This window comes from Uliginosibacterium paludis, assembly GCF_039631355.1.
Lineage (GTDB): Bacteria > Pseudomonadota > Gammaproteobacteria > Burkholderiales > Rhodocyclaceae > Uliginosibacterium > Uliginosibacterium paludis.
Genome location: NZ_JBDIVF010000001.1, coordinates 964,319 through 989,114, shown reverse-complemented (window position 1 = coordinate 989,114; position 24,796 = coordinate 964,319). Strand labels below are relative to the sequence as shown.

Below are 24,796 nucleotides of genomic sequence, written 5' to 3'. Positions count from 1 at the left end.
CCCGCCACACGCACGGCGCGGCGGTGGCCTGCGCAAAAAACGGGCAAATCTGTGTCGGTGCGTCACATGCCGCGTGAATACTGCGGTCGGGCCTTGCGGCGGCACAGTCCGTGACAGTGTGCGGGCGCCCGTCTTCCTAGAATCCGTCTCGAAACACTTGCCCGCCTGCTTCCGCAGGCTCCCATCGAGACCGCATTCAAAGGAATGAACATGACCCGCAAGACGACACTCTCCCTCGTGGCTGCCGCACTGCTTTCCACGCTTCTGACCGCGTGTGGCGGTGGCGGAGGCAGCGGTGACAACAACTCGCTGGATGATATCGGCCACACGCTCGACAAGGCCGTGACGACCGTGAATATCGAGAAGGGATCGCTGAGCTGCGACGGCAATGGTGCCAAGGTCGATACCACGGATGGCTTCGGCATCTGTGTCGCACCGGCAGGAACCACCGATCTGACGCTGAAGACGATCGCAGTGGTCACGAATGTGGATGCCGATGATCTGAAGTGGGAGTGGAAGCCGCAGGACGCAAGCATTACGGCGCAGGCCCCCACCTTCGACAAACTTACTTCGTCCGTGCAGCTCAGCCTGCCGAAGAATCTTGCTGCGGGTGACTACAAGATTGACGTTCATGTGGAAGGCAAGAACGGCAAGTCGGGCGATACCACCTATACGATCAAGCTCAAGTAAGCGGATCCAGTTCGATCTGTTTGCTGAAGAAAAGAGCTTGCTTCGGCAACACATGCAGTTCAGCCTAGAAAAAACGCCGTTTGCCCTGAGCTTGCCGAAGGGTAAGACGGCGTTTTTTCCGAGCTGCGAAGCCGTTCATGGTTCGACAAGCTCACCACGAACGGCCCAAGTGAAATGCATTATCGCCGCGGCGAGGCCTTTTTCATGCAGCGCGGGCTTCAGCGGGCGCCCGGTCCGTAGTTGTTGTATTCCCACAGACGGTTGAGCGCGGGGTCGTCCAGATTGCGGTCCGGCGCGATGTTGCCCTTGTGCGGCCGGTTGGTGGTGGCGGCCTGGTCCCAGGGCGTGGCGGCCTTGATGCTGGAGTCGATGTAGCTGTCGCGGATCACGATCTGGCCGTTGGGCGACTGGCCGACGAGGTAGCCGGTGCCGCCCGCGCCCTGATCCCAGGAGCGGCCGAGATAGACCTTGCCGCTGCCCTCGAAGCCCTTGTCGCCGGTGATGCGGCTGTTGATCACCAGGAAGCCGAGCGAGGACGCCGGTACGGTGTCGGGCGCGAAGATCACCGCGCGATCATTCTTGCGGGTGGACACCGCGCGGAACTCGCAGCCGTCGAACACCGCGTTGGCCCGGCCGAACACGAAGTCGATGTCGCCTTCCACATAGCTGTTGCGCACATAGGCGCGGGCGATCCGGTCGGTCGGATAGGTGCCGAGCTTGTTGGCGGCCGTGGGCGCTTCGCCGACGTTGATCAGGAAAGTGTCCTGCCGGCTGATCAGACGCACGTTTTCGAGCTGGCTGCGGTCACCATCAATGCGCAGCGCCACCGCCTGGTGGGTTTCGGCGTCCACCGTATCGAGCAGGGTGTTGATGACCGACAGGTTGGCGAGCTGGAAGTCGACTGACTGCGACCACATCACCGCAGCGCAGGGCGTGTCGATCACCTTGTCGGCCGGCAGCGTGGCGCAGGTGTTGTACATCGTCCAGGCCGGGTCCCCCGCCTTGAACTGGCCAGCCGGATTCACCGCAGCGACATAGACCGCCGGCTTCGTGCGCGCGTCCAGGGTGAGCTGGATCTTCACCGCCTCGGCCTGGCCGCTGCCATAGAGCGTGATCGGCGGCGCGTCGATCGGCACATAGACCGCGCCGTTGTAGGTGCCGGGCGCCACATGGATGTACTGGCGCGTGGTCTTGCCGCTGGCGATGGCAGCATTCACCGCCTGCTGCACGCTGGCGAACTGCGCGCCGCTGCCTACGGTGAAGTCAGGCTTCACGCCGTCGAGCCGCAGCGGCTTGGGATTCCAGGGATCGCGCACCGGTGCGGAGAGGCTGCCGCGATGCGCGAAATAGGTTTCAGGGGTGAAGCGGGCGGCTTCTGCCGCACTGAGGACGGGGCGGCTGACCGTACCGGGGGCCATCTGCGGCGAGTCGGGTTTCTGGCGGGTCATGCTGCATCCGGAGAGCGCCAGCACCAGCAGGGATGCGGCAGTCAAAAGCGCGAGGGGTTTCATCATCAGGAGGGCGGTCGGCTTGCACCGCAAGGGTTGATAACGATAACACGGTAAGCGCGGACTGCCTGTGACCCTATCAGGGCGAACCCCGATCCGGCGGATTCGCCTGATTCAGATCATGCCGCCATTGATCGAGATGACCTGAGCGGTGATGTAGGCTGCCGCATCGGAGGCGAGAAAGCCGACCAACTCCGCGACTTCCTCCGGCGTGCCGGCGCGTTTCATCGGCACGATCTGCTTGATCGCGGCCTCGTCGAACACGTCCTTCGTCATGTCGGACTGGATGATGCCCGGCGCGACGGCGTTGACCGTGATGCCGCGGCTGGCGAGTTCCAGGGCGAGCGATTTGCTGGCCGAATGCAGTGCGCCCTTGGCGGCCGAGTAATTCACCTGACCACGGTTGCCGGTGAGACCTGCGACCGAGGAGATGTTGATGATGCGGCCCCAGCGCGTACGGATCATCGGCATCGTCAGCGGTTGCGTCACATTGAAGAAGCCATTGAGCGAGACATCGATCACGCGATGCCATTGCGTACTGCTCATGCCGGGGAAGACCGCGTCGTCATGAATGCCGGCGTTGTTCACCAGCACCTGGATCGGGCCGGCTTCGAGCAGACTGTCGAGCGCGGCGCGGGTGGCGGCTTCATCGGCCACGTCGAAGCGGCAGGCTTCGGCGGAAAAACCTTGGGCAAGCAGTTCGGCCGCCAGCGCTTCGGCGCCGGCCAGATTGCCATTGGCATGAATGATCACATGCAGGCCGCTGGCGGCAAGGCGACGGGCAATGGCGGCACCGATGGCGCCGCTGCCGCCGGTGATGAGGGCGCGTTTCATGCGGGATTCCTTTCAGGATCAGGCGGCGGGAGCGCCCGGCGCCTGCAGTTCGGAGTCTGCGTCAAGCATCACGCTGGCTCGCCCGGTGATCAGCGGCGTGCCGGCCGCTTCGACGCGGAAGGCATACATCAGGTGATTGCCGTCGCCGTTGAGGCATTCGGCATGCAGATCGAGATCGGCTTCGCCATCGAGCGAAGCAGCGAGGAATTCCACCTCACGCACGCTGGTCAGAAAACCCGCGCGGGGCGCGGCGTCCGAACCCGCACGCAAGGCGCCGTGCACGGCCATGGCCTGTGCCGCGTACTCGATGCCGTTCGCAATGCCGAGCCGGCCCGCCGCACGCAGCGGGTTGCCCGCTTCGCGATGGCTGCTGGCGCGGCAGTGGATCGCATCCTGCGACCAGCTCACCACACCGTCGAGCAGACACATGCTGCCGGCATGCGGGATGCGCGCGGCGATCCAGGCCCGATCGTGGATCACGCGCCTACCTCGATTGAAAGCGCCAAGCGCTCAAGGTAGTCGATCACGACGCGCCCCGGTTCGCCGCTCGCAATCCGCGCCAGCAGCGGCAGGGCGCGTGCAGTGGGCACCTGCTGGCGAAGCTGCTCGAGCGCCGGCTCGGTCATCGTGTCGGCCGCATCGGCGCAGAGCGAGAGCGAGAGGCTGGCGAGTGTCTTCTCGCCGGCGTGCGGGCTCAGCAGCAGGGCAATGCCGACGGCATGGGGGATGGGGCGCAGCGAATAGAGCGGCTCCGGGTAGGCGGTGTCGTAGGCGAGCAGCAGGCAGGGCTTGCCGGTCGTCACGACCTGGCTGGCTGCGTTGAGCAGGCCGGCCGAGAAGGTGGCGTCATAGGCGCAGAGGCTGGTCGAGGGCGCCATGCTCTGGGTCGCGATGCTCCAGTAGCCGGCCGGGGCGTTGTGCACCGAATTGTGGAAGCGGGTCGGCGATACCGAGCGGTCGTCAGAGGCCAGCACTTCGAGAATGGCGTGGCAGTTGTCGCAGTCGCCGCCGGTGGAGGAAAACACGCTGGCGAGCGCGCGGGCGTCAGCACCCGCATGGCGCACGGCCTCGAAGCCGATGGCCATCGAGAGTTTCACCGGCAGGCCGACCCGGCGGCGCTCGGCCGGCGGCAGGGCTTCGGCCGGGGGCAGCACCAGCGGGGTCAGATGGAAGGCTTCACGGCCGGCAAGCACCGCACGCGAGGTCTCCCAGCCGGGCAGCCCCGGGCCGAGCAGGCCGATGCCGTCGAGATGGACGCGCATGTTCATGATCAGCCCTCCGCTTTCGAGAGCACGAGGCTGGCATTGCTGCCGCCGAAGCCGAAGGAATTGCTCAGCACATGGCGCAACGGCAGGTTCAGGTTTTCAAGCAGGTAATTCACCGGAATGCTTTCATCGACATGCGTGGTGCCGGCGCCGGCGGGCGCGAAACCGTGTTCGAGCGCCAGCGCGCAGACGATGGCTTCCACACCGCCCGCCGCGCCGAGCGTGTGGCCAGTGTGGCCCTTGGTCGAGCTGCAGGGCGTCTGGCCGCCGAAGAGTCCGGCCACGCCCTTGCCTTCGGCCGCGTCATTGCTGGGCGTGGCCGTGCCGTGGAGGTTGATGTAGCCGATGTCGGCCGGCGTGAGGCCCGCCATGTCGAGCGCGGCCTGCATCGCGTTACGTGCGCCCAGCCCTTCCGGATGGGGGGAGGACATGTGGTGGGCGTCGCTCGATTCGCCGACGCCGGTCATGAGGATGTCGCCGGGCTGTGCCAGCTCACCGCGTTCGACCAGGATGAAGGCGCCGGCCTCGCCGATCGAGATGCCATCCCGCGCGGCGTCATAGGGCCGGCAGGCCTGGCCGGACACCAGCTGGAGCGAGTTGAAGCCATACAGCGTTGTCAGGCACAGGGTGTCGACCCCGCCGACGATGGCCGCATCGATCAGGCCGCAGGCCATCATGCGCTGCGCGTCGGCAAAGACCTTGGCCGAGGACGAGCAGGCAGTGGAGGCGACCCAGGCCGGCCCCTCCAGACCGAAGTAGCTGCGCACGAAGTCGCCCACCGAATAGGTGTTGTGGGTGCGCCGGTAGTCGTGGGTGGCCCAGACGCCGGTGTCGTGCGCGCGATGCGGTTCGCGGAAGGCGATTTCGCTCGACAGGATGCCCGAGGTGCTGGTACCGAGGAACACGCCCACGCGTGAGGCGCCATGGCGGGCGATGGCCGCGCGCACCGCCTCGGCAAAGCCGTCGGATTCGAGCGCCATCTGCGCGAGGCGGTTATTGCGGCAGTCGAAGGCGGCAAGGTCTTCGCGCAGCACGAAATCATCCAGCCCTTCGACTTCACCGATGCAGGTGTCGAGGGTGACGGTTTCCCAGGTCTTGCGGACCAGGCCGCTGCGGGTGTGGCGCAGCGCGTCCAGCGTGGCGGAGCAGCCGCGGCCAAGCGCGCTGACAACAGTGTAGGCAGAGAGTCTGAGGGCGAGCACTTCGTTCCCGGTGTCGAAGATTGAGCGGCGGGGAAGCCGCGGAGGCAACCGTGGATTCTAACCGAGGCAGGCCCTCAGGCCGGCACCCGGGCGACCAGCATCACGTTGGCGAAGAGTGTTCCGTGGCTCATCGGCGACGCACTGACGCAGAAACCGCGCTTGCCGAGCTGCGCCTGCCAGTCTTCCAGCGGGCGGCACCAGGTGGGCGGATGACGGTGCCCCTGCACGCCGGCCATGCAGCGATCCACCAGCTGACTGAAACGGAAGCGCCAGCCGGCCGCGGCATTGCCGACCCGGGTAATGAACACGCCACCGGGGGGCAGCGCAGCGCGGATGCGATCGAGCAGCGCTTCCTGCGCGGCGTAATCCACGTAATGCAGCACGTCCAGGATGGCGACCGCATCCACGTCTTCCAACGGGACCTGGCACATGTCGCCGCCCGCGAATTCGACGCGGCCGGGAAAGTGCGGCTGCAGCGCGCGGTTGCCGACCTCGGCTTCGCGCCCCATCAGCTCGAAACCCCGGAAGCGCAGCTTGCGCGGCGGCGGTGGCAGATGGCCGGGCCACTGTCCGGCCTCCGCCAGCTGCTCGGCGGCGAGCAGCCAGGCGGCCAGCAGGCCGCGGCCGCAGCCCAGATCCAGCACCCGGGCGTGATCGTGGAATACGCCATGCTCGATCAGCGCGGGGAAGATCGCGTCCTGCCCCAGCTTGCCGCGCGCCCAGCGGTAGTTGAAAGGGCCGGTCTGGCGGTAGGCGCGGGTGGCGTGGTCCCGCAGCGTGCGGCGGAAGTCAGGATTCATGGCAGGCGTCGCGCAGGGTGACCGGTCGGAGTCCGTGTCGGGCAAGGAGGGTCAGCAGTTCGGGCAGCACGGCGAGGATGACCGGCTCGCCGCCGGCATCGCGGGCCGCATGGCCGTCATGCAGCAGCAGGATGTTTCCGGCGGCGAGATCCCGGCTCAGCCGCGCCAGCACATCGCTCGCGCTGGCGTTGCGGGTGTCGAAGCCGCGCCGCGTCCAGCTGGCCAGGCGCAGGCCCAGCGACTGCAGCACCGGGTCGAGAAAGGGATTGCGAATGCCGGCAAGCGCCCGGTAGAAGCGTGGCGGTGAGCCTGCGAGCGCGGTGAGCGTGTGCTGGGCGTCGGCCAGCTCGCGCCGCCAGCCCGCGAAGCCCGAGAAGGCCAGCGCGTTGCGATGCCGCTGGCCGTGGTTTTCCACCGCGTGGCCGGCCGCGACGATGGCCTGCACGAGTTCGGGATGCGCGGCCGCCCGCTCGCCGATGCAGAAGAAGCTGGCCTTCGCGCCATGTGCTGCAAGGATCCTGAGCACTTGTGGCGTCACGACCGGATCGGGTCCGTCGTCGATGGTGATGGCGACTTCGCCCCGCGCCGCGGCGGCAGCGGGCAGGCGCACCAGGTTCTCGCCCAGCAGGCGGCTGCGCGGCCACAGGCCAGCCAGCGCGATCACCAGATGATCGAGCAGGAAGATCGCCAGCAGCAGCGGCCAGCTCGCCGGCTGCAGCAGCCAGGCGAGCAGGAGCGCCAGGTGCAGCGCGAGCGAGCATTTCAGGAAGGGCGTGGGTTGCCAGTTCTTCAAGCGAGTGTCCGCAGCCCGGCCAGCGGGCCATGATCCAGCCAGTGTTGCCAGAGTACCTGCCAGACCGGCCAGTCATGGCCACCCGGCGTCAGGTAGACCGCATCGGCCGGCAGGAGTTGCGCCAGCATCATCTGCTTGCGGATGAAGCGGTCCTCGCTGCCGCTGCCGAACCAGACCGGCAGCGCATTGTCGGGCGCGCGGGTGGCGAGCCAGCGCCAGAACACCCGCTCATGGCCGGCTTCCGACGCCGGCGTGGCGGCCCAGGCCATCGGCCCGCCGGCCGCGCTGATTTCGGCGAGGATGTCGCCGGTGCCGGGGTAGGGCGCCATCAGGCACAGGCCGGCAAGTTGAGCCTCGCGCGAGGCCGCGCAGAGCAGCGCGTTGAACGCACCCAGCGAGATGCCGGCCAGCCAGATTTCGCGGTAGCCCGCGACCTGCGCCGGGCCGAGCACATGGCGGTCGAGCTGCTCGACGACTTCGCCGGCCATCACATGGGAGTGATCCAGCGCCGGAATCCAGATGTCCGCAGCGATGCCGCGCTCGCGCACGGCGGCGACGAATCCCTGGTCGAGATAGTCCTGCGGCGTGGTCTGCGCGGGCGGCAGCAGCACCACGAGCCGCGAGGGGCGCGGTGCAAGGTGATCAGTGAGTGTCAGCATCGTGCTTGCGCGAGAGGATGGCGGCGGCGATGAAGGCCAGCAGGGCGCCGGGGCCGACTGTGCAGCCCAGATAGGCGAGCACCGGCACCTTCGAGAAGGCGAGCGCGCCGAAACTGCCGACCGCGGTGAGGTTGGCGACCACGATGGAAACCTGCACCTGCTCGCGCTGGCGGGCGGTGCCGGTGTGGCTGCCGGCATCGAAGAAGAGGGTGTAGTTGCGCCCGATCGCTACCACCAGCAGCAGGCCGATCAGATGCAGGATGGTCAGGCTGGTGCCGCTGGCGAGCAGGCCGGCGGTGACCAGCACCACCGCACAGGCCAGCGGGGCCACGGCGCGCAGGGCGCGGGGCAGCGAGCGCAGCGCCACGACCAGCAGCAGGAAGATCACCAGCATGCCGCCGCCCACCAGCAGGCGCGCCTCGTTGAGGTAGCCGGAAAAGAGCCGGGTGGATTCGTCCAGGATGTCCAGCACCGCCACATTTTTCAGGCCGGCAGCGGCGAGGCCGGCTTCCAGTGCGCGGGTGTCGAGTTCTTCCTGGCCGGCCGGCGCGCGCAGCGGCATCAGTACCAGCACGTCATGCGCGCGCTGCACCAGCAGCGAGTCGACCGCCAGCGCGCTGGCACTGCCGGTCAGATCGCTGCGCTTGAGCGCAGGCTGCTGACGGGCGCGGGCCACGTCGGCGATGAAGCCTTCCAGACGCTCGGGTCGCAAGGGCTGATCCGCCAGCGCCTCGGCCAGGCGCGCGCGCAGCGTGGCTTCGTCCGGCAGTGCGGCCTGGCGTGTCTGCTGGGTGCGCAGGCTGGGCAGGATGGCTGCCGGCGAGGTGAAGCTGCCGAGCCGGCCGGCGCGGACTTCCTGCTGCAACACCTTGCCCACCGCTTCGGCGGCCTGCAGGGCCTGCTCGCTGTCTGGCGCGGTCAGCGCGGCGATGTAGCGCATGTCGGGCGCGCCGAGGTCGCCGCGCATGCTCGCATCGAGCGCCTGCTCGGCCTGGGTGACGGTGCTGAGCGCATTGAGCTTGCGGTTCCACAGCGCGTCGCCATGCCAGGCCACCCAGGCAGCGGCTGCGATGACCAGCGCGATCAGCGCGGGCCGCAGCCGGCGCGCCGCGTCGATCAGCCGGTCGAGCCGCGTGGCGAGGCCGGAGAGGTCCGCCAGACGCAGCGTTTCGGGGGTCAGTGCCGGCAGCACATGGCGGCCGGTGAGCGCGGCGGCGACCAGCCCGGCCATCGAATACACGCCCAGCTGCGCCAGCCCGGGAAAGCCGGAGCAGAGCAGCACGGTGAAACCGGCCAGCGAGCTGGCGACGCCCAGCCACATCGTGCGCCAGAAGCTTCGGGCGTCGATGCCGGCGGCGCGCTGGATGAAGAAGTAGATTGCGTAATCCACCGCTTCGCCGATCAGCGTGCTGCCGAAGGCCAGGGTGAGGCCGTGGATGTTGCCGAAGACGAGGCTCACCGTCGCGATGCCGGCCACGATGCCCGAGAGCACCGGCAAGAGGCCGGTGAGGAGCAGGCGCAGCGAGCGATAGACCGAGAGCAGCAGCAGGACCACCAGCAGCGTGCTGATCGCCGCGAGGCGGTGGATGTCACCCTGGATGCGTTCGCGCGAGGCGACTGAGAACACCGCCGTGCCGCTCATCACGAGCCGGCTGTCCGCACTCTGGCCGGGCAGTGCGGCGAAGCGGCTGCGGATCGTGTCGAGCAGTGCTGCCTGGGCGTCGGTGTCGGAGCCGTCTGCCCGGGTCTGGACCAGCAGCAGGGCGCGGCTGCCGTCGCGCGAGGCCCACACGCCTTCCACCTCATGCGGCTGGCTGCTGCCGGCGAACTGCTCGATCAGCGCGAGACTTTCACCGGTCGGGTCGCGCGGCAGCACCTTGCGCAGCAGGATGCCGGCATTGCCGGAGAGATTCTCGATCGAGCGGCCGATGGCTTCGTGCAGGCCCTGGCTGCTGAAGTGCCCGGGCGTGACGGCCGGGCTCAGCAGGTAGCGGTTGTCGAAATACCAGGCGCGGTCGAGTGCTTCGATCTGCGCTTCACCGTTCTGCACGCCCAGGAAGGCCGGGTCCGCGCGCAGCTGTGCGGCGAGCCCGCGCGAGAGGGCCGCGCGGCTGGCCGCGTCGCCGCCCTCGATGCCGACCATCACCAGGCGGGCGATGATGCCGTCGCGCAGTTGCTCGATCAGCATCTGCTGGCGGGCGTCCGGCGTGCGCGGCATGAAGGCGGAGAGATCGGCGACGAAGCGGGTATGGACGATCACCAGCACGCAGCCGGCGAGCGCGGCAAGCCAGATCAGGAGCGGCCGCAGCCGGGCAAATCGCGGGCTCACGGCTTGCTGCGGCTGATGAGCATTTCGCTGCGGTCGCCGTCAGGCAGCTCGAAAGCCACCTTCTGCACCTCGGCCTGGCTGCCGCTGATCTCGACGCGGCTGATCACGTCGCTCATGCGCGAATAGCGTGGCGAGAGGATCAGCTTCCATTGCGCCGCGCTGCCGTTGAGGGCGAGGCGGAAGTTGTCTTCCAGTGCCTTGCGGTCCCCGGCGAGCGTGGCGCGGATGCTGTCGACGAAGGCGGCGACTTCGGGATAGCTGCCCAGCGCGATGCTCATCGGCGCCTTGCCGGCCTGCTCGATGTAGAGCTGGTTGCCGTCGAGCTTCATCAGTTCGGGCTTGGGCTTGAGTGTGCGTTTCTCCAGCTTGTCGGGCGCGGTGAAGGAGAGCGTGCCGGAGGATTCCGCCGGCTTGTCGAGCAGCGCGATGTATTTCTTCTCGACGAAGGTGCCCTGTGCGGATTTCTGCTTCGCAAGCTGCTCGAGCAGCACGGCGGGCGTCCATTCGGCCGCCTGCGCGAGCAGGCCGGCACTGCAGAGCAGGGCGCCGGCAACGAGGCGCAGCCCGTCACGAACGGGGCGAAGAGGACGGGTTTTCACGGGCAGACTCCCAGAAATCGAAGAAATTGAACCAGTTGTACGGATGCGCGCGGCACAGGCGCTCCAGCACGGCGGCATAGCGGGTGATGGCGTCACGCACGGCGGTGTCACGACGCGCCGGGCCGACCTCGCTGAAGTCGGCCAGCGGCTCGAACACGATGTCATAACGCCCGCCGCCGAGATAGAGACCGGCCATGAATTGCACTGGCTGGCGCAGCAGGGCGGCCATGCGGAAGGGGCCGGTCGGGAAGTCGGCCGGGCTGCCGAGGAAGTCGACGCGCTGCATGGTGTCGTCGCCGCTGGCGCGGTCGGCCAGCAAACCTACCGTGGCGCCATCCTGCAGGCGCTGGTGGGCGATCAGCATCGAATCGAGCCGGCCCAGCGGGATCATGTCGGCGAAGGCGTCCGGATTGAGCTTGAGCAGGGCGGCGTTGAGCTGCTGCGAGTTGTCCGGATACATCGCCATGCAGACCCGCATCGCCGGGAAGCGGTGCGATAGGCAACGGATCGCCTCAAAGCTGCCCAGATGCGCGCCGGCGAGGATCATGCCGCCCAGCCGGGCCTGCTCCGCATGCATGGCTTCCACGCCCTGGCTGCGGATGTCGAAGGCGCCGAAGCGGCCGGCGACGAGGAAGGTGCGGTCGTGAATGATGGTCGAGAAGCTCAGCACCTGTCGGTAGAGGTCCAGCCAGTTGGCGGGGCGCCCCAGCACGCGCGGCAGGTAGGCGCGCATCGCGCGGCGGGGCGCGCGGGCGGCAAGCAGGAAGTAGAGCGCGATGAACCAGACGATGGGCCGCGAGAGACGCCGCCCGATCAGCAGTGAGAGCTGCTGCATGAAGCGCAGCCAGAACAGGCTGCCGCGCTCCTCGCGCTGCATCCAGGCGGGCGCGCGGGGCTGGTCGCGCTCGTTCATGCGGCGATGCGGCCGAGCCGGAAGCGGCCGCTGGCGACCAGACGTTCGCCGGCGCGGATCTCGAAGCGCACGGTTTCGTCCGTCGGCGTGAAGTCGAGCGTCAGCGCGTCTGCCGGCGTGGCGGGGCTGCTGAACTTGGCCATCGCCAGGCCGCAGCAGGGCTGCCCGCAATGCGCTTCGATGAGCAGCTGGGCCTGGTCCAGCAGCAGCACGCCAGGCACGACCGGACGGCCGGGGAAATGTCCGGCCAGTGCAGGGTGGTTTGCCGCGATCGGGAGTTCAAGCCTTGGCATCGTGATCGCTGGCGGGAATGTGGCGGGCAATCAGCGCCTGCATGTCGGCCGCCATGATCTTGCCGGTGGCGTTGCGCGGCAGGCGGTCGAGGAAAACGATGGGGCGCGGCAGGAAGGCGGCGTCCACATGAGGGCGCAGGGCGGCGGTGATCTCCGCCGCGCGCAGGCCGGGCGCCACGACGAAGGCCGCCAGGCGTGCGGCTTCACCTTCGCGGGGCAGGCAGAAGGCGCCGTCGCGCACGCCCTCGATGGCCAGCAGGATGTGGTTCAGGAAGGCGATGGAGGAGCGCTTGCCGGCGATGTTGATCATGTCGGCATGGCGGCCGACCAGACGGAAGCGGCGCTCGTCGAGCTTCTCGACGATGTCGCCCAGTGTTTGCGGCTGCTCGACATGGCCGCCCTCGACCTGCGAGAGATCTTCCGCGCCCTGATGCAGGCGGATGCCTTCATGCAGGGTCCAGGCGTCACCCCCGGTGGGGCGGCGGGTGGCGATCTGGCCGGTTTCGGTCGAGCCGTAGATCTCCATCAGCGGCGCACCGAGGCTCGATTCTGCCTGCCGGGCGAGTTCGACCGCCAGCGGCGCGGTGGCCGACATCACGCAGGCCAGCGGGGCGACCGGCGTGCCGGATTCGAGCAGGTTGCGCAGGTGATACGGCGTTGTGACCAGCACGCGCGGCACCGGCAAGCGGGCCAGGGTGTCGGCGACATCGCCGGGGAAAAAGGGCTTGGCGGCGGCCAGCACGCCACCGCCGAAGAGCGGCAACAGTACGGTGGATTCGAGGCCGTACATGTGCTGGAAAGGCACCGTGCCCAGCACCGAGAAGCCGGGGCCGGTGAGGGCACGCAGGCAGTCGGCCTGCGAGTGCACGTTGCGCACGAGTTTGCCGAAGCGCTTGAGGTGGGCCTGCGGCTGGCCAGTGGAGCCGGAAGTGAAGACGCAGGCGACCAGACGGTCATCGGGAATCAGCGGCATTTCCGGCGTCGGTCCGCCCGGGTCACGCGCCGGCACATGCAGCCCCGGCAGGTCGAAGGGCATGCTGCCCTGGTCACTCAGGCAGAGCAGGTCGGGGTGACGCTCGCGCAGCGCAGCGATATTGCCTTCGGCCAGCGAGTTGGGCAGCAGGCTCAGGTTGCCCCGGCAGATCCCGGCCAGCAGGCCCAGGGCGAACTGGTAGCGGCTGCTGCAGAGGTTCAGCAAGGGGCGGCCTTCCGGCAGGCGTGCGGCGAGCGCAAGCACTTCACGCATCAGGCGTGCTCGGCTGACGGGCTCGTCACCGAGCATGGCGGCAAGGCTGTCGGCTGCCGCTTCGGGAAGCAGCGGAAGGCTGCGCTGGGCCGTTTCAGGGGCGACGCTGGGAGTACTCACGGTAGGCACGGATGGTCTGGGCGATGCTGGCATGCCGGTCTCGCGGCAGCACGCGCAGGCGGATCGCGAACTCGATGACGAAGATCGCACCGATGATGAAGGGGGTCAGCAGGTTGGCGTACACCGACCAGATCTCGAGCGGTGCCAGCCAGAACAGCAGGATCGACAGCAGGGTGGTGAGGGCGAAATAGACCGTCCAGGCCACGGTGACGCGCCAGGTGTAGAGGTAATAGGCCTCGTCGAGCTGCTCGCGCCCGAAGACCACTTGCGACACCTTCGAGCAGAGCGCGTCGGCATGTGCGCCACCCAGCGTGCGACCGAACATCAGCCCGAGCAGCGCATGCATGCCGGCATGCTGGACGAAATACACCCAGGGCGCATTGGCCCGCAGGAAGCCCAGATGCGTGAAGATCAGCGCCAGGCTGCCGACGCACAGCCCCAGCAGCCAGACCGAGCGGGCCTGCAGGGCGAGTACGAAGGCGCTGAAGGCCAGCGGTGCGAGCCCGATCAGCAGGGAGGCCAGGGAGGGATCACTGGAGGTAGACGCCTGATGGCCTAGCCACAGGTAGGCCAGCCCGAAGGGGGCCAGCAGGGCCAGGCGCAGGAACTGCTTGCCACTCATGGATTTACTTCGTGCGGTGGGCGGCGATGTGGGCGGCGAGACTGCGCAGCGAGGAGAAGATGCGGAAGTTGTCGTCGCTGTCGGCCTTCAGCTGGAAGCCGTAGCGCTTTGAAATCACCAGGGCGACTTCCAGGATGTCGATCGAGTCCAGCCCCAGGCCTTCATCCCCGAACAGTGGCGCTTCGGCTTCGATCGAGCTGGCGGCCACGTCCAGGTTGAGTGCTTCGACGATCATTGCCGCGACTTCCTGTTCGAGTGCGGGGTCAGCGGCGGCTGGTGACTGGGTCATGATGTAAAACCACGTGAAGTTCAATCGCGGGATTATAGCCAATAGCATCGGGCGCCCTGAGCCAGATCAGCAGCAAACCCGAACATCTGGCTAGAATCGCGGTTTTTGGGGGTTTCGGGATGGACAAGCGCAAGGAGAACCTGGCAGACGCCAGACAGGCCATGGCCGAGGCAGACTGCCTCGTGAACAACGATCAGGTGGAGGCCGCACTCGATACCATGGCTGCCGCGATCACCGCGAAGCTGGCCGAGAGCGATCCGCTGGTGTTCACGGTCATGAACGGCGGACTGGTGCTGGCTGGCCGCCTGCTGCCCAAGCTGAATTTCCCGCTCGAAGTGGCCTACCTCCATGCCTCGCGCTACGGTCACGCACTCAATGGCACGCTGCTCGACTGGCGGGTGCGCCCGACTCAGGACCTGCGCGGCCGCACGGTGCTGGTGCTCGACGACATCCTGGACGAGGGCTGGACGCTCCAGGCCATTCTCGAGCACATGAAGAACGAGGGCGCGACCGAAGTCTTTTCCGCCGTGCTGGTCCACAAGGATCACGAGCGCAAGGCTTTCCCCGGCATGCGGGCTGACTTCAGCGGGCTCGACGTGGCCGACCGCTTCCTCTTCGGTTGCGGCATGGACTACAAGGGCTACTGGCGCAATGCGCCCGGCATCTACGCCCTCAAGGGCCACTGAGCGCTGCCGTTACTGCTTTCTGACGCCGGCCTGCGCCGGCGTTTTTCATGGGGCTGCGGCGAAAGTCCGTCGTGCAGCATGCAGAAAGCATGATCGGCGTCAGCTTTACGGACAATGACGCATGGATAAACTGTCGGCCCGGACCGCCGGGAGCCGGTCCGCTCGCAGTTTCCCTCAACCAGACCAGAATAATTGGAGCACGCATGTCGTATTGTTCGGGAGCAGTCCTGTCCCTCGCCCTGCTCGGGCTTGCGGGCGGCGCGTTTGCCGCGGAAGGCGTCAAGGGCGCCAACAACCAGATCAGCCTGAGCGTCGGCAAGGAGAAAATCTCCTACACCGAAACCGCTGACGGCAACTGGTTCAATTCCGAGAACGGCCGGATCAACCAGGCCCGCATCGTCTACACCCTGCAGGGGGACTTTGCCGGCGTGCGTGAGGTCTACTTCCAGGGCGTCTTCGGCTACGGCAAGGGCCGCACGAATTATGACGGCGCGCTGATGTATGCCGATGGCAGCACCACTCCCTATCAGGCACGGACGCGTGTCACCAACAGCGATGTCGGCATTCGTCTGGGCAAGGCTTTCGGCCTCGGCAGCCGCGTGCAGCTGACGCCGTTTGCTGCCTACGACTATCACCAGTGGGAGCGCGATCTCGCCGGCGAAGACGATGCGGGCTACAAGGAGGTCTATGACCACCATGCCTTGTCCGTGGGGCTGCTGGGCCAGCTGGCGCTGACCGACCGTCTGGTGGCGTCCGCCTGGGCGAGCCGCGGCAAGATGATCCGCGCACGGATGGAGTACGAACATGACACGACCTTCAGGCTCAAGTCCAAGCCGGTCACTTCCTGGGGCATCGGGCTGGATTACCGGGTGAATGAGCAGTTCCGCGTCAATGCGGGCTATCAGGAAAACCGCTTCAGCTACGGACAGTCGCCGGTGGAAAGCGGCATGTACGAGCCGGATTCGGAAACCCGTCTCAAGTCCTGGTACATGGGCGCCGGCTACGCGTTCTGACGCAGGCCCGGGCACGATGCAGAAACGCCGGCTTCTGCCGGCGTTTCTGTTTGTCAGGGCGGGAGATGCACACCTATAGTCGGCGACAGTCGCGCAGCAGCACCCGCTCCTTCGCGGCGTCGTCCGCCGCCATGAAGGCCAGCCAGGCTTCCTTGCCCTTCGTGTAGAAACGCAGACCGCGCTGCTCGTCGACGTCCACATAGCGCACGCCCGAGCCCGACTTCGCGCGATACATCAGCACCGGCTCGCCCTGCCAGCTGATCGAAGCGAAGCTCTCCCCCGCGGTCTGATTCAGGAAGGCCGCCTCCAGTGTCCTGCCGTCTGCACAGGCATAGCTCGCCTTGCCGGATTCCCACTGAACGGTGTCGGGCGTGCGGGCCTGAACGGTCTGGAGGGCCAGCAGGCCGCCCAGCATCAGACCCGGGAAAAGCATGGGTTTCATCCGCATCTCCTTGTCGTCGCACAGCTTGCGGGTCGCGACTCGGACATGCGGCGCGCAGGCTCAGCGCCAGAGTCCCAGTGCGACCAGTTGTCTGGTGGCCGCTTCGGACCAGCCACGATTGGCTGCCGGGCTGGCCGGGCTTGGATGCAGCACGCGGCCGAATTTCAGCGGCATGCCGGCACAGGCTTCACGCGCGCGGACTTCCGACCAGGCGCCGATACCGATGACCCATTCTGCACCGGTCGTTTCCACCAGACTGCGAAGGTGTGTGTCGCAGGCCGCCAGCAGCGGAGCCTGTTCGGCGGCCGGCAGCTTGTCGGGCGTGACATTGCGCTTGCCCTCGAAAAAGGCCAGCGGGCAGTAGTTGGCGACCAGATGCTCGGCGAAAAACGCGTCAGCCGTGCCGAAGCGCTCGGCAAACAGGCCCCACAGCCGCCGTCCCGACACCTCAGAGCGCGCACAGTCCCAGCCCTCGATCGGCCGCGCAGCGGTTTCGCTGGCTGGCTTCTCTACCGGCGCGGACAGCCCCATCCAGTCCCGCGCGGCGGCGATCTCGCCGAAGGGCACGCCGATCTGCACCATGCCGAAAGGCCCGGGATTCATGCCGACGAAAATCACCTTTTTCCGGCCTTCTCCGAATCTGCGCAGGTATTCCTCATGCGGCGCCCAGGCGTAGTCCAGCGGGTTGTACACGTGAGTGATCGGTGCGCCAAAGCGCATCGGCGCCACCGCGGCAGAAAGCGCGCGGGCCGCGGTGATGAGGGCAGTGGAACTCATGAGGGATCCTTGATTGCAGAGGGTTCGTTCCACGGCGCCACCTTGAAGAGCAGCAGCATGCCCGGAATGGCGAGGAAGAAGCAGAGCCAGAAGAAGTTGAACCAGCCGAAGTAGCCCACCAGCCAGCCGGCCGAGGCATTGATGAAGGTGCGCGGAATGGCCATCAGGCTGGTGAAGAGGGCGAGCTGGGTGGCGGTGTAGGCCGGGTGGGTGGTGCGCGCCATCCAGGCGACGAACGCAGTGGTGCCCAGCCCCATGCCGAGCGCTTCAGCGCCGATCACGCCGGCGAGGACGGCCAGCCGGGTGGCGTCCGACTCGGCCGTGCCCAGCCAGGCGAGGCCCACGAATCCGAGAATGGTGACCCACTGCACGACACCGAAGGCCCACAGCGCGCGGTTGATGCCAAGCTTCACCATCCAGATGCCGCCGAGGATGCCGCCAATGACGCCCGGCCACAGGCCGGCGTTCTTGGCGATCACGCCGATCTCGCTCTTACTGAAGCCCATGTCGAGGTAGAAGGGCGTGGCCAGCGCGGTGCACAGCGAATCGCCCAGCTTGTAGGCGAGGATGAAGACGAGGATCAGCAGCGCGCCGCGTACGCCCTGACGCGTGAAAAACTCATGGAAGGGCTCGACAACCGCCTGGCGCAGGGTGCGCGGGGCAGCGCCGGAGGCTTTCGGCTCGCCCACCATCAGGCTCATCGCCGCGCCCGGCAGCATGAACATCGCGGTGATGAGGAAAACCTGCGTCCAGGGCAGGTGGTCGGCCAGGATCAGCGAGAGTGAGCCCGGGATCAGCCCGGCCACGCGGTAGGCATTCACATGGATCGCGTTGCCCAGGCCCAGCTCGATCTCGGGCAGCAGCTCGCGGCGGAAGGCGTCCAGCACGATGTCCTGGGTGGCCGACAGAAACGCGACGCCCGCGGTGAGTGCGACGATCAGCCCGACCTGCTCCCTGGGCGAGAGTTGCCCAAGCGCCGCGATGGCTGCCACCAGCAGCAACTGGGTGAGCAGCATCCAGCCGCGGCGGCGTCCCAGCAGCGGCAAGGCATAGCGGTCCAGCAGGGGCGACCAGAGGAATTTCCAGGTGTAGGGGAACTGGATCAGCGCAAAGGCGCCGATCAGTTTCAGGCTCAGACCCTCGGTCTTGAGCCAGGCCGGCAGCAGGTTCAGCAGCAGGTAGAGCGGCAGGCCCGAGGAAAAACCGGTCACGATGCAGATCAGCATCCTGCGGTTGAGCAGGACTTCGAGCCAGGCAGGGCGGGAAGAGGTCACGGGCGGTGTCCGGAAAGGCGTGGTGCGATTATCGCCCATGGCGGGCCGCTCATGCGCCGGCGAGGCCGCAGATCTCGCGTCGCAGCGTAAAGGCATCGCCGAACAGGCCCGCGCACTCCCGGATCAGGCTTGCCGGCGGCTCGGAGGCCGCAGCGAGCGCCGGGTTGTCGACGCCCTCACGGCGGAAGGTTTGCAGCACGAAGTGCCGGGCGCCGAGGTGGTGCGCAAAATGGGCGGCGAGACGGGCCGAGTCTTCGTTCAGGGCCTCGTGATGCCAGGTCAGGCGGAACTCGTGCGTCACGCCGCTGGCGACGACGAGCCGGGCGCTGCGGGTCGCGCGGGCGGCACTGCCCGGCGTGGCAGTCACCGCTTCGTAGCCCTCATAGTCGGCTTTCAGATCGAATCCGATCCAGTCGAGCAGGGGCAGGACGCGCTCAAGGCGCTCGGGATAGGCGCCCGAGGTGTGCAGTCCGACCGGAAAACCCATCGCCCGCACGGCTGCCAGTGCTTCCGGCAGCGCCGCGTCTGCGGTGGGCTCGCCGCCTGAAAACACCACGCCGCTGATTTCGCCGCGCAGGCTTTCCAGTTCGCGGCTGATCTGTCCCCAGTCCGGGCCGCCGCTCTGGCGACGACGTGTCTGCAGCCGCGGGTTGTGGCAATAAACGCAGCGCCAGGGGCAGCCGAGCAGATAGATCGTTGCACAGCGCCGGCCCGGCCAGTCGTGGCAGGCATCGGGATCGAAAGAGGCGGTGAGCAGGCGCGCCTGCCAGGCGGCATGCGCTTCGTCGTGAGTCGGCATGGGGCGCGATTGTAAGGTGCTGCGCGGCCGGAGGACTTGATCTGAAACGTGCCGGGGCTGCTGCACTGGGGCGCCAGACGAGGTGAACAAAAAAAGCCCGCCCTCCGTCAGGAGAGCGGGCTTGGCCTGTGAGCGCCTGGCGTGTTCGAGCTCAAGGGGTGGTGATGCTCACTCCGTTGAACACGCTGGTGTCGGTGATCCCCGTGTTGCCCGAGACGCCGACCAGGCCCACGTACACCGTCGAGCCCAGCTGGGTGGCGCCTGTTGCGGTGGAGAAGTCCTGTGTCTTCTCGGCGCTGAAAGTCACGCCGCTGTCGACGGAGTAGCTGACGTAGATAGCCTGGTTTACACGGCGCAGCTTCATCATGATGGGCGTGCTCAGCGGCAGCGTAATCGTGGTGTTGGTGACCGTGGAGGAGGACACGGCACCACCATCTGCAAGACGCTGCTCCCAGTAGACCTTGCCTGAACCGCGCATCAGCTCGCCGTAGAAGCGGCTGTTGTCGGTCAGGTCGTTGCGGACCATCACGCCTGCGCGAATCGTGGAAGTATTGGTCAGCGCAGCCGGCATTTCCAGCGAGGTCAGGCTGGCGATCAGGGTGAAGTCCCCGGTCACCTGCTTGTACGCGAACTGCATGCTGTCGCTCAGCACGACGTTGGTACCCATGAGACCCGCCGAAACGAGCGTATAGGTGCCATTGACGCTGTCATAGCTGGTGCTGACCGGAACGCTCAGCGCGCCGGATGCGTAGGCGGTGGTCAGTGTGCCGGAGCCGGCAATCGTCGTGTTGGTGCCGGGGGCAGACGATGCCGCGGCGGAGGACGAAGCGCCTGCCGACGAGCTGGCGGCGCTGCTGGATGCGGCGGCGCTGGAGCTGCTCGACGCTGCGGCAGAGGAGGCGGCAGCACTGCTGGCGGCGCTGCTGCTGGTGCTGGAGCTGGCCTTCGCGGCTTCGTCCCAGTTGCCGTATTCAGCCAGGTAGGCTTCGCTGCTCGTGCCATACACCGTGGCCGCACTGTTCACCGTGGTGGCGTTCCACGGGCCGCTGGTGGTGGCAATGTGCTTGCCGATGATCGAGTCGCGCACGATCATCTTGCCGACGGTGCTGCTGTCGGTATCCCACTGGCGGGCCAGGAAGACGCTGTTGTCGGTGGTGGCGGCATCTGCACTGAACACGCAGCGGCTGAAGATGAAGCCGTAGGCCTGTGCTGTCGGTGTGGAAGGTGCTGCGTTGTAGCCGCCGCTGGGCTTGCGGGTGCCGGTGTAGCGGATGTTTGCGCCTTCGAAGACGGCGGTGCCGGAGCCGAAGATGAAGTCTACGTCGCCGGTGATTTCGCCACCGGTGAAGTAGGTGCGCTTGCCGGTGTTGTTCAGGTACAGGGTGTCCTGATTGGAGATCAGGCGCACGCCGTCGAACACCACCTTGTCTGCCTTGTCGACCATCGCTGCCAGCGCCTGGTTGTTGCCCTTGGCATCCGTGTCGCCCCAGGTGTTCTGGAAGGTCAGGTTGACTGCGTTGAAGCCATCGTTGTGGATGCGGATCGCGGTCGAGCACTGCTTGCCCACCGCGGCGGCGCGGTAGCAGGCGTTGTAGTCGGTCTTGATCGTGCTGTTGGTGCTGGTGGCATATACCGAGGTGGCGAAGGTGGCCCCGTTCATGGCGGTGTAGTCCGCCGCGACGCTGTTCTGATACAGCGCGGTGCTGACCACGACTTTCGACGCGTCACTTTCCGTCGAGTACAGCGTGATCGGCGTGGTGGCGTGGGCCACGATCAGCTGCTCGTTGTAGGTGCCGGCCTTGACCTGGATGTACAGCCGCGCAGCGCCCGAGGTGTCGTTGGACGCCGCGTTCAGCGCAGCCTGGATCGTCGTGTAGCCGCCCGTGCCATCCTGGGCGACGACGTAGTTCGGCGTAACCCCGGTCAGGTTGATGCGGCCCACATTGGGCTGATCAGCGTTGGCCAGCTGCGGTGCCCAGGCGTCGGAGCCGGCGAGTGCCTTGGCGACGGTGTAGCTGGTGGCGGCGCTGTCGGTGAGCTGCGGGCGGATGGCCATTGCTGCCGGAGCGACGATCAGCTTGCCGGCGCCGGCATTGGCCAGGTTGTGTTCGCGCACCTGTGCTGCCGAACTGCCAAGGGTGTAGCCGTAGGTCGGGGTCCAGCCCAGTTCATTGGTGTAGGCGGCGAGCGTGAAACCGCCGGAGCTGCCTGCCTGTGCCGCAACCGCCGAGGTCCAGCGGGCTTCGAGTGCGGCCTTGGCGGCCGCTTCCAGAGCGGCGGAGGCGGGGGCGCCGTTGAACCAGGAACCGTTGTCCTTGAACTGGTAGCCATTCAGGTTGGAGATCACCTGGCTGACTGTGGCCTTGGAGCCCGTCAGGTCGAAGACGTTGGATTCAGACAGGATCTTCGATTCCGCGCCCATGCCGATGTAATAGCTGGTGGCGTAGCTGGCCTTGTCCGTGTCGCCCGTGTAGTAGTTGTTGTACACGTGCGCCTTGGCAAAGCGGACGCGCGGTGCGCGCTGCACGGAGTCCTGCCAGATGTTGTGGCTGAAGGTGAGGTGGTTGTAGTCGCGTTCCTTGGCGTAGTTCTGGTCGCCCGAACCGCCAACCATGTTGGTCTTGTCGTGGTTCTTGAAGATCGAGTAGGAGACGGTGATGTAGTCCGAGCTGTCTTCGATGTCGAGCAGACCGTCGTGGCGCATCACTTCCAGCGTGTAGCCGTTGATGGTCTTCACTTCAGCCGAGTCGGGGTGGGCGCCGTCGCTGAACGTGCAGTGATCGATCCACAGGTGCTTGCCGGTGACGACACCGAAGGCCTTGTAGGCCGCATTCCATTCCTGCTTCTTGGTGTCGTACTGGGTGGTCAGATCCTGCGGTGCCTGCAATTCCAGATTGCGCACAATGATGTTGCTGCCTTGGTCCTTGGAGGTACCTCCGTTGACCGAGAAATAGCCGTCGATCAGCTTGGCATCGCTGCCTACGCCCATGATCGTGGTATTCGACGGGATCTGGAACTGGATCTGAGCCTTCTGGATGCGAGCCAGGGTGCTGCGCGCGGAAGACAGCGCTTTGACCTTGGTATTGGTGGCGATCGCGTCGGCGTCACCCGCGGCGACCTTGGCAGCGAGATCGGCAGCCCAGGCTGTGTCGAGGCTTTGCAGGTAGAGGTTGAAGTCCCACTTCGCTGCGGTGGTGTTGGTGGACTTGTAATAGGCCTCGTCGGCGAACTTGCCGTTGCCGAGGTCGGTGCCCCAGACCGTGCCGACGATGTAGATGATCTTCGGCTCTTTTGCCGCAGGCGCTGCCAGGCCGAGGCTGCTTGCGCTGGCATCCGAATAATTCGGGCTGTTCTTGTTGGCCAGTGCGTTGAGCAACTCTGCGCGGTTATGAACGACATAGATGTTGCTCGCCGGGGCGCCGGCGCCGCCCGTGGTGCCGCCATCCATCGAGGCCCAGCCGGAGACCGCCGTCTGCACGCTCAGATTGCCTGTGGAGGACGTGGCGCTGCTCGCCGAGCTTGCGCTGCCTCCCGAGCCATCGCTGCTGGTGCTTGTGCTGGATCCGCTTGAAGCCGAGCCGCTGCTGCCGCTGGCGGACTCGTTGCTGCCGGTGCCGCCACCGCCGCAACCTGTCACCAGCGCGCTGATGACGAACGCGAGCGAGGCCATGTCGCGCAGGCGCGACGCCTTGTGTGATGCAAACATCTTGTCTCCTCATTTTTCCGGCAGGGCCGGAGTGCTGGCTTGTTTTTGTCATGCCCGGATGGCATGGCCGCACTTGAGGAGCTCTTATATCACCAGGCTGGCTGGTGAAAAATGACATGTTGTTACCGGGCGACAACAAGTTGTTGCGCCGACTGGTGAGTTTTTTCCTGCTTTTACGCGCGACCGAGCCGGTAGAGCGCGAGGCTGGCGTAGTTGTTGGGTTCCAGTTCCACTTCGCGGTCTTCATCGAATGCGGCGCGCTCCAGCACGCGGATGCCGCGCATTTCGCAGAGCTGCTCGAAGTCCGCCATCGTGAAGAAGCGCACGTTCGGCGTGTTGTACCACTGGTAGGGCAGGCTGTCGGACACCGGCATGCGGCCTTCGTTGATCGAGACCCGGTGCCGCCAGTAGCCGAAATTCGGGAAGCTCACCACCGCTTCACGGCCCACGCGCAGCATTTCGGCAAGGATGCCTTCGGTGTTGCGCACGGCCTGCAGCGAGAGGCTCATGATCACATAGTCGAATTCGCCGTCCTTGAAGCCTGACAGGCCCTGCTCGAGGTTCATCTGCAGTACGTTGATTCCGTTGGCGAGGCTGGCGACGACACGGTCGGTGTCGGACTCGATGCCATAGCCGCGGGTATGGCGGGTGCGTTCGAGATGCCGGATGAGGCTGCCGTCATCACAGCCGAGATCCAGCACGCGGCTGCCTTCGCTGACCCAGCGTGCGATGACCTCGAAGTCGAAACGCTGTCTGTTTTCGATAGTCGTCATCTCACACCTCGATGTTCTTGAAATAGGCACGCATGGCCGCGTGATACTGCGGGTTGTCGAGCAGGAAGGAGTCGTGGCCGGCTTCGCTGTCGATTTCCGCATAGCTCACCCGGCGGCCGTTGTGGAGCAGCGCGAACACCAGTTCCTGCGAGCGCTTGGGCGAGAAGCGCCAGTCGGTGCTGAAGGAGGCGACGAAGAAGTCCGCACTGGCGCGTGCCAGTGCCGCCTCCAGATCGCCTCCGTATTCCCAGGCAGGGTCGAAGTAGTCGAGCGCCTTGGTCGTGAGCAGATAGGTGTTGGCGTCGAAGAACCCGGCGAACTTGTCGCCCTGGTAGCGCAGGTAGGATTCGATCTCGAATTCCACGTCGAAGTGATACTGCGGCGTGTCATGACGCAACTTGCGGCCGAACTTGTCGTTCATCGCGTCATCCGACAGATAGGTGATGTGGCCGATCATCCGGGCCAGACGCAGGCCGCGGACGGGCACCACGCCCCGCTCGTAGAAGTTGCCGCCGTGGAATTCCGGATCGGTCAGGATGGCCTGGCGCGCCACTTCGTTGAAGGCGATGTTTTCGGTCGAGAGCTTGGGCGCTGCCGCGATCACCATGCCGTGCCTGACGCGCTCGGGATAGCGCAGCGTCCAGGCCAGTGCCTGCATGCCGCCGAGGCTGCCACCCAGTACCGCTGCGAGTTGCTGGATCCCAAGGCGATCCATCAGACGGGCATGGCTGTCGACCCAGTCTTCCACGGTTACAAAGGGAAAGGCCGCGCCCCAGGGCTTGCCAGTGGCGGGATTGAGGCTCATCGGCCCGGTGCTGCCAAAGCAGCCGCCGAGGTTGTTCACTCCGATGACGAAGAACTTGTCGGTGTCCAGCGGCTTGCCTGGGCCGACGAGGTTGTCCCACCAGCCGGCGCTCTTCGGCTTGCCTTCGTAAAGACCGGCCACGTGATGCGAGCCCGACAGTGCGTGGCAGACCAGCACCGCGTTGGATCGGTCCGCGTTCAGCGTGCCGTAGGTTTCATAGACGAGATCGTAGGCCGGCAGGCTGCCACCGGCGCGCAGCGGAAGCGGCTCGCTGAAATGCGCGGTCTGTGCGCTGACGATGCCGACACTGCCCTGGTTTTCTGTGCTCATGAATGCAAAAACCCGATCGGCTCAAGCGC

At 66.4% G+C, this 24,796-nt stretch carries 25 protein-coding genes; 3 read left to right on the top strand and 22 right to left on the bottom strand.

What is annotated here, in order from left to right; all coding sequences use genetic code 11:
- Window positions 1-210: 210 nt before the first annotated feature.
- On the top strand, window positions 211-690 hold the full coding sequence (locus ABDB87_RS04795) for a hypothetical protein (protein ID WP_345924555.1): 480 nt from the start codon (window positions 211-213) through the stop codon (window positions 688-690).
- 218 nt (window positions 691-908) lie between these two features.
- On the opposite strand, the gene ABDB87_RS04790 is transcribed toward ABDB87_RS04795, so the two are convergent.
- The 15 genes from ABDB87_RS04790 to ABDB87_RS04720 all read right to left on the bottom strand — a co-directional run bounded on the left by ABDB87_RS04790 (window position 909) and on the right by ABDB87_RS04720 (window position 14,162).
- Window positions 909-2,204: a putative acyl-CoA thioester hydrolase gene (locus tag ABDB87_RS04790; protein ID WP_345924553.1), complete on the bottom strand. Its 1,296-nt coding sequence runs from the start codon at window positions 2,202-2,204 to the stop codon at window positions 909-911.
- 108 nt (window positions 2,205-2,312) lie between these two features.
- Entirely contained in the window at window positions 2,313-3,032 is a 720-nt protein-coding gene (gene fabG, locus ABDB87_RS04785; protein ID WP_345924552.1) for a 3-oxoacyl-ACP reductase FabG, read from the bottom strand.
- Between the two features lie 18 nt (window positions 3,033-3,050).
- The gene (locus ABDB87_RS04780) at window positions 3,051-3,512 is read right to left on the bottom strand and encodes a hotdog family protein (RefSeq protein WP_345924550.1); all 462 of its coding nucleotides are present in this window, start codon (window positions 3,510-3,512) and stop codon (window positions 3,051-3,053) included.
- The gene (locus ABDB87_RS04775) at window positions 3,509-4,300 is read right to left on the bottom strand and encodes a beta-ketoacyl synthase chain length factor (RefSeq protein WP_345924548.1); all 792 of its coding nucleotides are present in this window, start codon (window positions 4,298-4,300) and stop codon (window positions 3,509-3,511) included. The genes ABDB87_RS04780 and ABDB87_RS04775 overlap by 4 nt, the downstream gene beginning before the upstream one ends.
- A 2-nt stretch (window positions 4,301-4,302) precedes the next feature.
- The gene (locus tag ABDB87_RS04770) at window positions 4,303-5,499 is read right to left on the bottom strand and encodes a beta-ketoacyl-[acyl-carrier-protein] synthase family protein (protein WP_345924546.1); all 1,197 of its coding nucleotides are present in this window, start codon (window positions 5,497-5,499) and stop codon (window positions 4,303-4,305) included.
- A gap of 74 nt (window positions 5,500-5,573) precedes the next feature.
- The gene (locus ABDB87_RS04765) at window positions 5,574-6,299 is read right to left on the bottom strand and encodes a class I SAM-dependent methyltransferase (protein WP_345924544.1); all 726 of its coding nucleotides are present in this window, start codon (window positions 6,297-6,299) and stop codon (window positions 5,574-5,576) included.
- On the bottom strand, window positions 6,289-7,092 hold the full coding sequence (locus ABDB87_RS04760) for a polysaccharide deacetylase family protein (protein ID WP_345924542.1): 804 nt from the start codon (window positions 7,090-7,092) through the stop codon (window positions 6,289-6,291). The genes ABDB87_RS04765 and ABDB87_RS04760 overlap by 11 nt, the downstream gene beginning before the upstream one ends.
- The gene (locus ABDB87_RS04755; RefSeq protein WP_345924540.1) at window positions 7,089-7,751 is read right to left on the bottom strand and encodes an alpha/beta hydrolase; all 663 of its coding nucleotides are present in this window, start codon (window positions 7,749-7,751) and stop codon (window positions 7,089-7,091) included. The genes ABDB87_RS04760 and ABDB87_RS04755 overlap by 4 nt, the downstream gene beginning before the upstream one ends.
- Window positions 7,735-10,080: an MMPL family transporter gene (locus ABDB87_RS04750; RefSeq protein WP_345924538.1), complete on the bottom strand. Its 2,346-nt coding sequence runs from the start codon at window positions 10,078-10,080 to the stop codon at window positions 7,735-7,737. Before ABDB87_RS04750 ends, ABDB87_RS04755 begins: the two co-directional genes overlap by 17 nt.
- Window positions 10,077-10,679 carry a LolA-related protein gene (locus ABDB87_RS04745; RefSeq protein ID WP_345924536.1) on the bottom strand — a complete coding sequence of 201 codons (603 nt, stop codon included), beginning with the start codon at window positions 10,677-10,679 and terminating at the stop codon, window positions 10,077-10,079. Before ABDB87_RS04745 ends, ABDB87_RS04750 begins: the two co-directional genes overlap by 4 nt.
- Complete coding sequence (locus tag ABDB87_RS04740) at window positions 10,648-11,592, bottom strand: lysophospholipid acyltransferase family protein (RefSeq protein WP_345924534.1); 945 nt, start codon at window positions 11,590-11,592, stop codon at window positions 10,648-10,650. The genes ABDB87_RS04745 and ABDB87_RS04740 overlap by 32 nt, the downstream gene beginning before the upstream one ends.
- Window positions 11,589-11,885: an ApeI family dehydratase gene (locus ABDB87_RS04735; RefSeq protein ID WP_345924531.1), complete on the bottom strand. Its 297-nt coding sequence runs from the start codon at window positions 11,883-11,885 to the stop codon at window positions 11,589-11,591. The genes ABDB87_RS04740 and ABDB87_RS04735 overlap by 4 nt, the downstream gene beginning before the upstream one ends.
- Window positions 11,872-13,251, bottom strand: coding sequence for an AMP-binding protein (locus ABDB87_RS04730; RefSeq protein ID WP_345924529.1), 1,380 nt, complete (start codon window positions 13,249-13,251; stop codon window positions 11,872-11,874). Before ABDB87_RS04730 ends, ABDB87_RS04735 begins: the two co-directional genes overlap by 14 nt.
- Window positions 13,226-13,873: a COG4648 family protein gene (locus tag ABDB87_RS04725; RefSeq protein WP_345924527.1), complete on the bottom strand. Its 648-nt coding sequence runs from the start codon at window positions 13,871-13,873 to the stop codon at window positions 13,226-13,228. The genes ABDB87_RS04730 and ABDB87_RS04725 overlap by 26 nt, the downstream gene beginning before the upstream one ends.
- A gap of 4 nt (window positions 13,874-13,877) precedes the next feature.
- Window positions 13,878-14,162, bottom strand: a complete 285-nt coding sequence (locus ABDB87_RS04720) for a phosphopantetheine-binding protein (RefSeq protein WP_345924525.1) — start codon at window positions 14,160-14,162, stop codon at window positions 13,878-13,880.
- A 119-nt stretch (window positions 14,163-14,281) separates the two neighbouring features.
- Here ABDB87_RS04720 and ABDB87_RS04715 point away from each other — a divergent pair, with 119 nt between their 5' ends.
- Together ABDB87_RS04715 and ABDB87_RS04710 are read left to right on the top strand one after the other, a co-directional pair.
- Window positions 14,282-14,848, top strand: coding sequence for a hypoxanthine-guanine phosphoribosyltransferase (locus tag ABDB87_RS04715; RefSeq protein WP_345924523.1), 567 nt, complete (start codon window positions 14,282-14,284; stop codon window positions 14,846-14,848).
- Between the two features lie 203 nt (window positions 14,849-15,051).
- On the top strand, window positions 15,052-15,861 hold the full coding sequence (locus ABDB87_RS04710; protein ID WP_345924521.1) for a hypothetical protein: 810 nt from the start codon (window positions 15,052-15,054) through the stop codon (window positions 15,859-15,861).
- Window positions 15,862-15,934: 73 nt separating this feature from the next.
- Here ABDB87_RS04710 and ABDB87_RS04705 read toward each other — a convergent pair whose 3' ends face one another.
- From ABDB87_RS04705 to metX, 7 genes are all read right to left on the bottom strand, one after another.
- The gene (locus ABDB87_RS04705) at window positions 15,935-16,303 is read right to left on the bottom strand and encodes an MliC family protein (RefSeq protein WP_345924519.1); all 369 of its coding nucleotides are present in this window, start codon (window positions 16,301-16,303) and stop codon (window positions 15,935-15,937) included.
- A gap of 60 nt (window positions 16,304-16,363) precedes the next feature.
- Window positions 16,364-17,080 carry a uracil-DNA glycosylase family protein gene (locus ABDB87_RS04700; protein ID WP_345924518.1) on the bottom strand — a complete coding sequence of 239 codons (717 nt, stop codon included), beginning with the start codon at window positions 17,078-17,080 and terminating at the stop codon, window positions 16,364-16,366.
- Window positions 17,077-18,393 carry an AmpG family muropeptide MFS transporter gene (locus ABDB87_RS04695; RefSeq protein WP_345924516.1) on the bottom strand — a complete coding sequence of 439 codons (1,317 nt, stop codon included), beginning with the start codon at window positions 18,391-18,393 and terminating at the stop codon, window positions 17,077-17,079. The genes ABDB87_RS04700 and ABDB87_RS04695 overlap by 4 nt, the downstream gene beginning before the upstream one ends.
- 10 nt (window positions 18,394-18,403) lie before the next feature.
- Complete coding sequence (locus tag ABDB87_RS04690; RefSeq protein WP_345924514.1) at window positions 18,404-19,153, bottom strand: anaerobic ribonucleoside-triphosphate reductase activating protein; 750 nt, start codon at window positions 19,151-19,153, stop codon at window positions 18,404-18,406.
- 151 nt (window positions 19,154-19,304) lie between these two features.
- Window positions 19,305-22,859 (bottom strand): pectinesterase family protein, encoded by a 3,555-nt coding sequence (locus tag ABDB87_RS04685; RefSeq protein ID WP_345924512.1) that lies wholly within the window; start codon window positions 22,857-22,859, stop codon window positions 19,305-19,307.
- Window positions 22,860-23,032: 173 nt separating this feature from the next.
- Window positions 23,033-23,632 (bottom strand): methionine biosynthesis protein MetW, encoded by a 600-nt coding sequence (gene metW / locus ABDB87_RS04680; RefSeq protein WP_345924510.1) that lies wholly within the window; start codon window positions 23,630-23,632, stop codon window positions 23,033-23,035.
- 1 nt (window position 23,633) lies between these two features.
- The gene (metX, locus tag ABDB87_RS04675) at window positions 23,634-24,767 is read right to left on the bottom strand and encodes a homoserine O-succinyltransferase MetX (protein ID WP_345924508.1); all 1,134 of its coding nucleotides are present in this window, start codon (window positions 24,765-24,767) and stop codon (window positions 23,634-23,636) included.
- Window positions 24,768-24,796 lie beyond the last annotated feature (29 nt).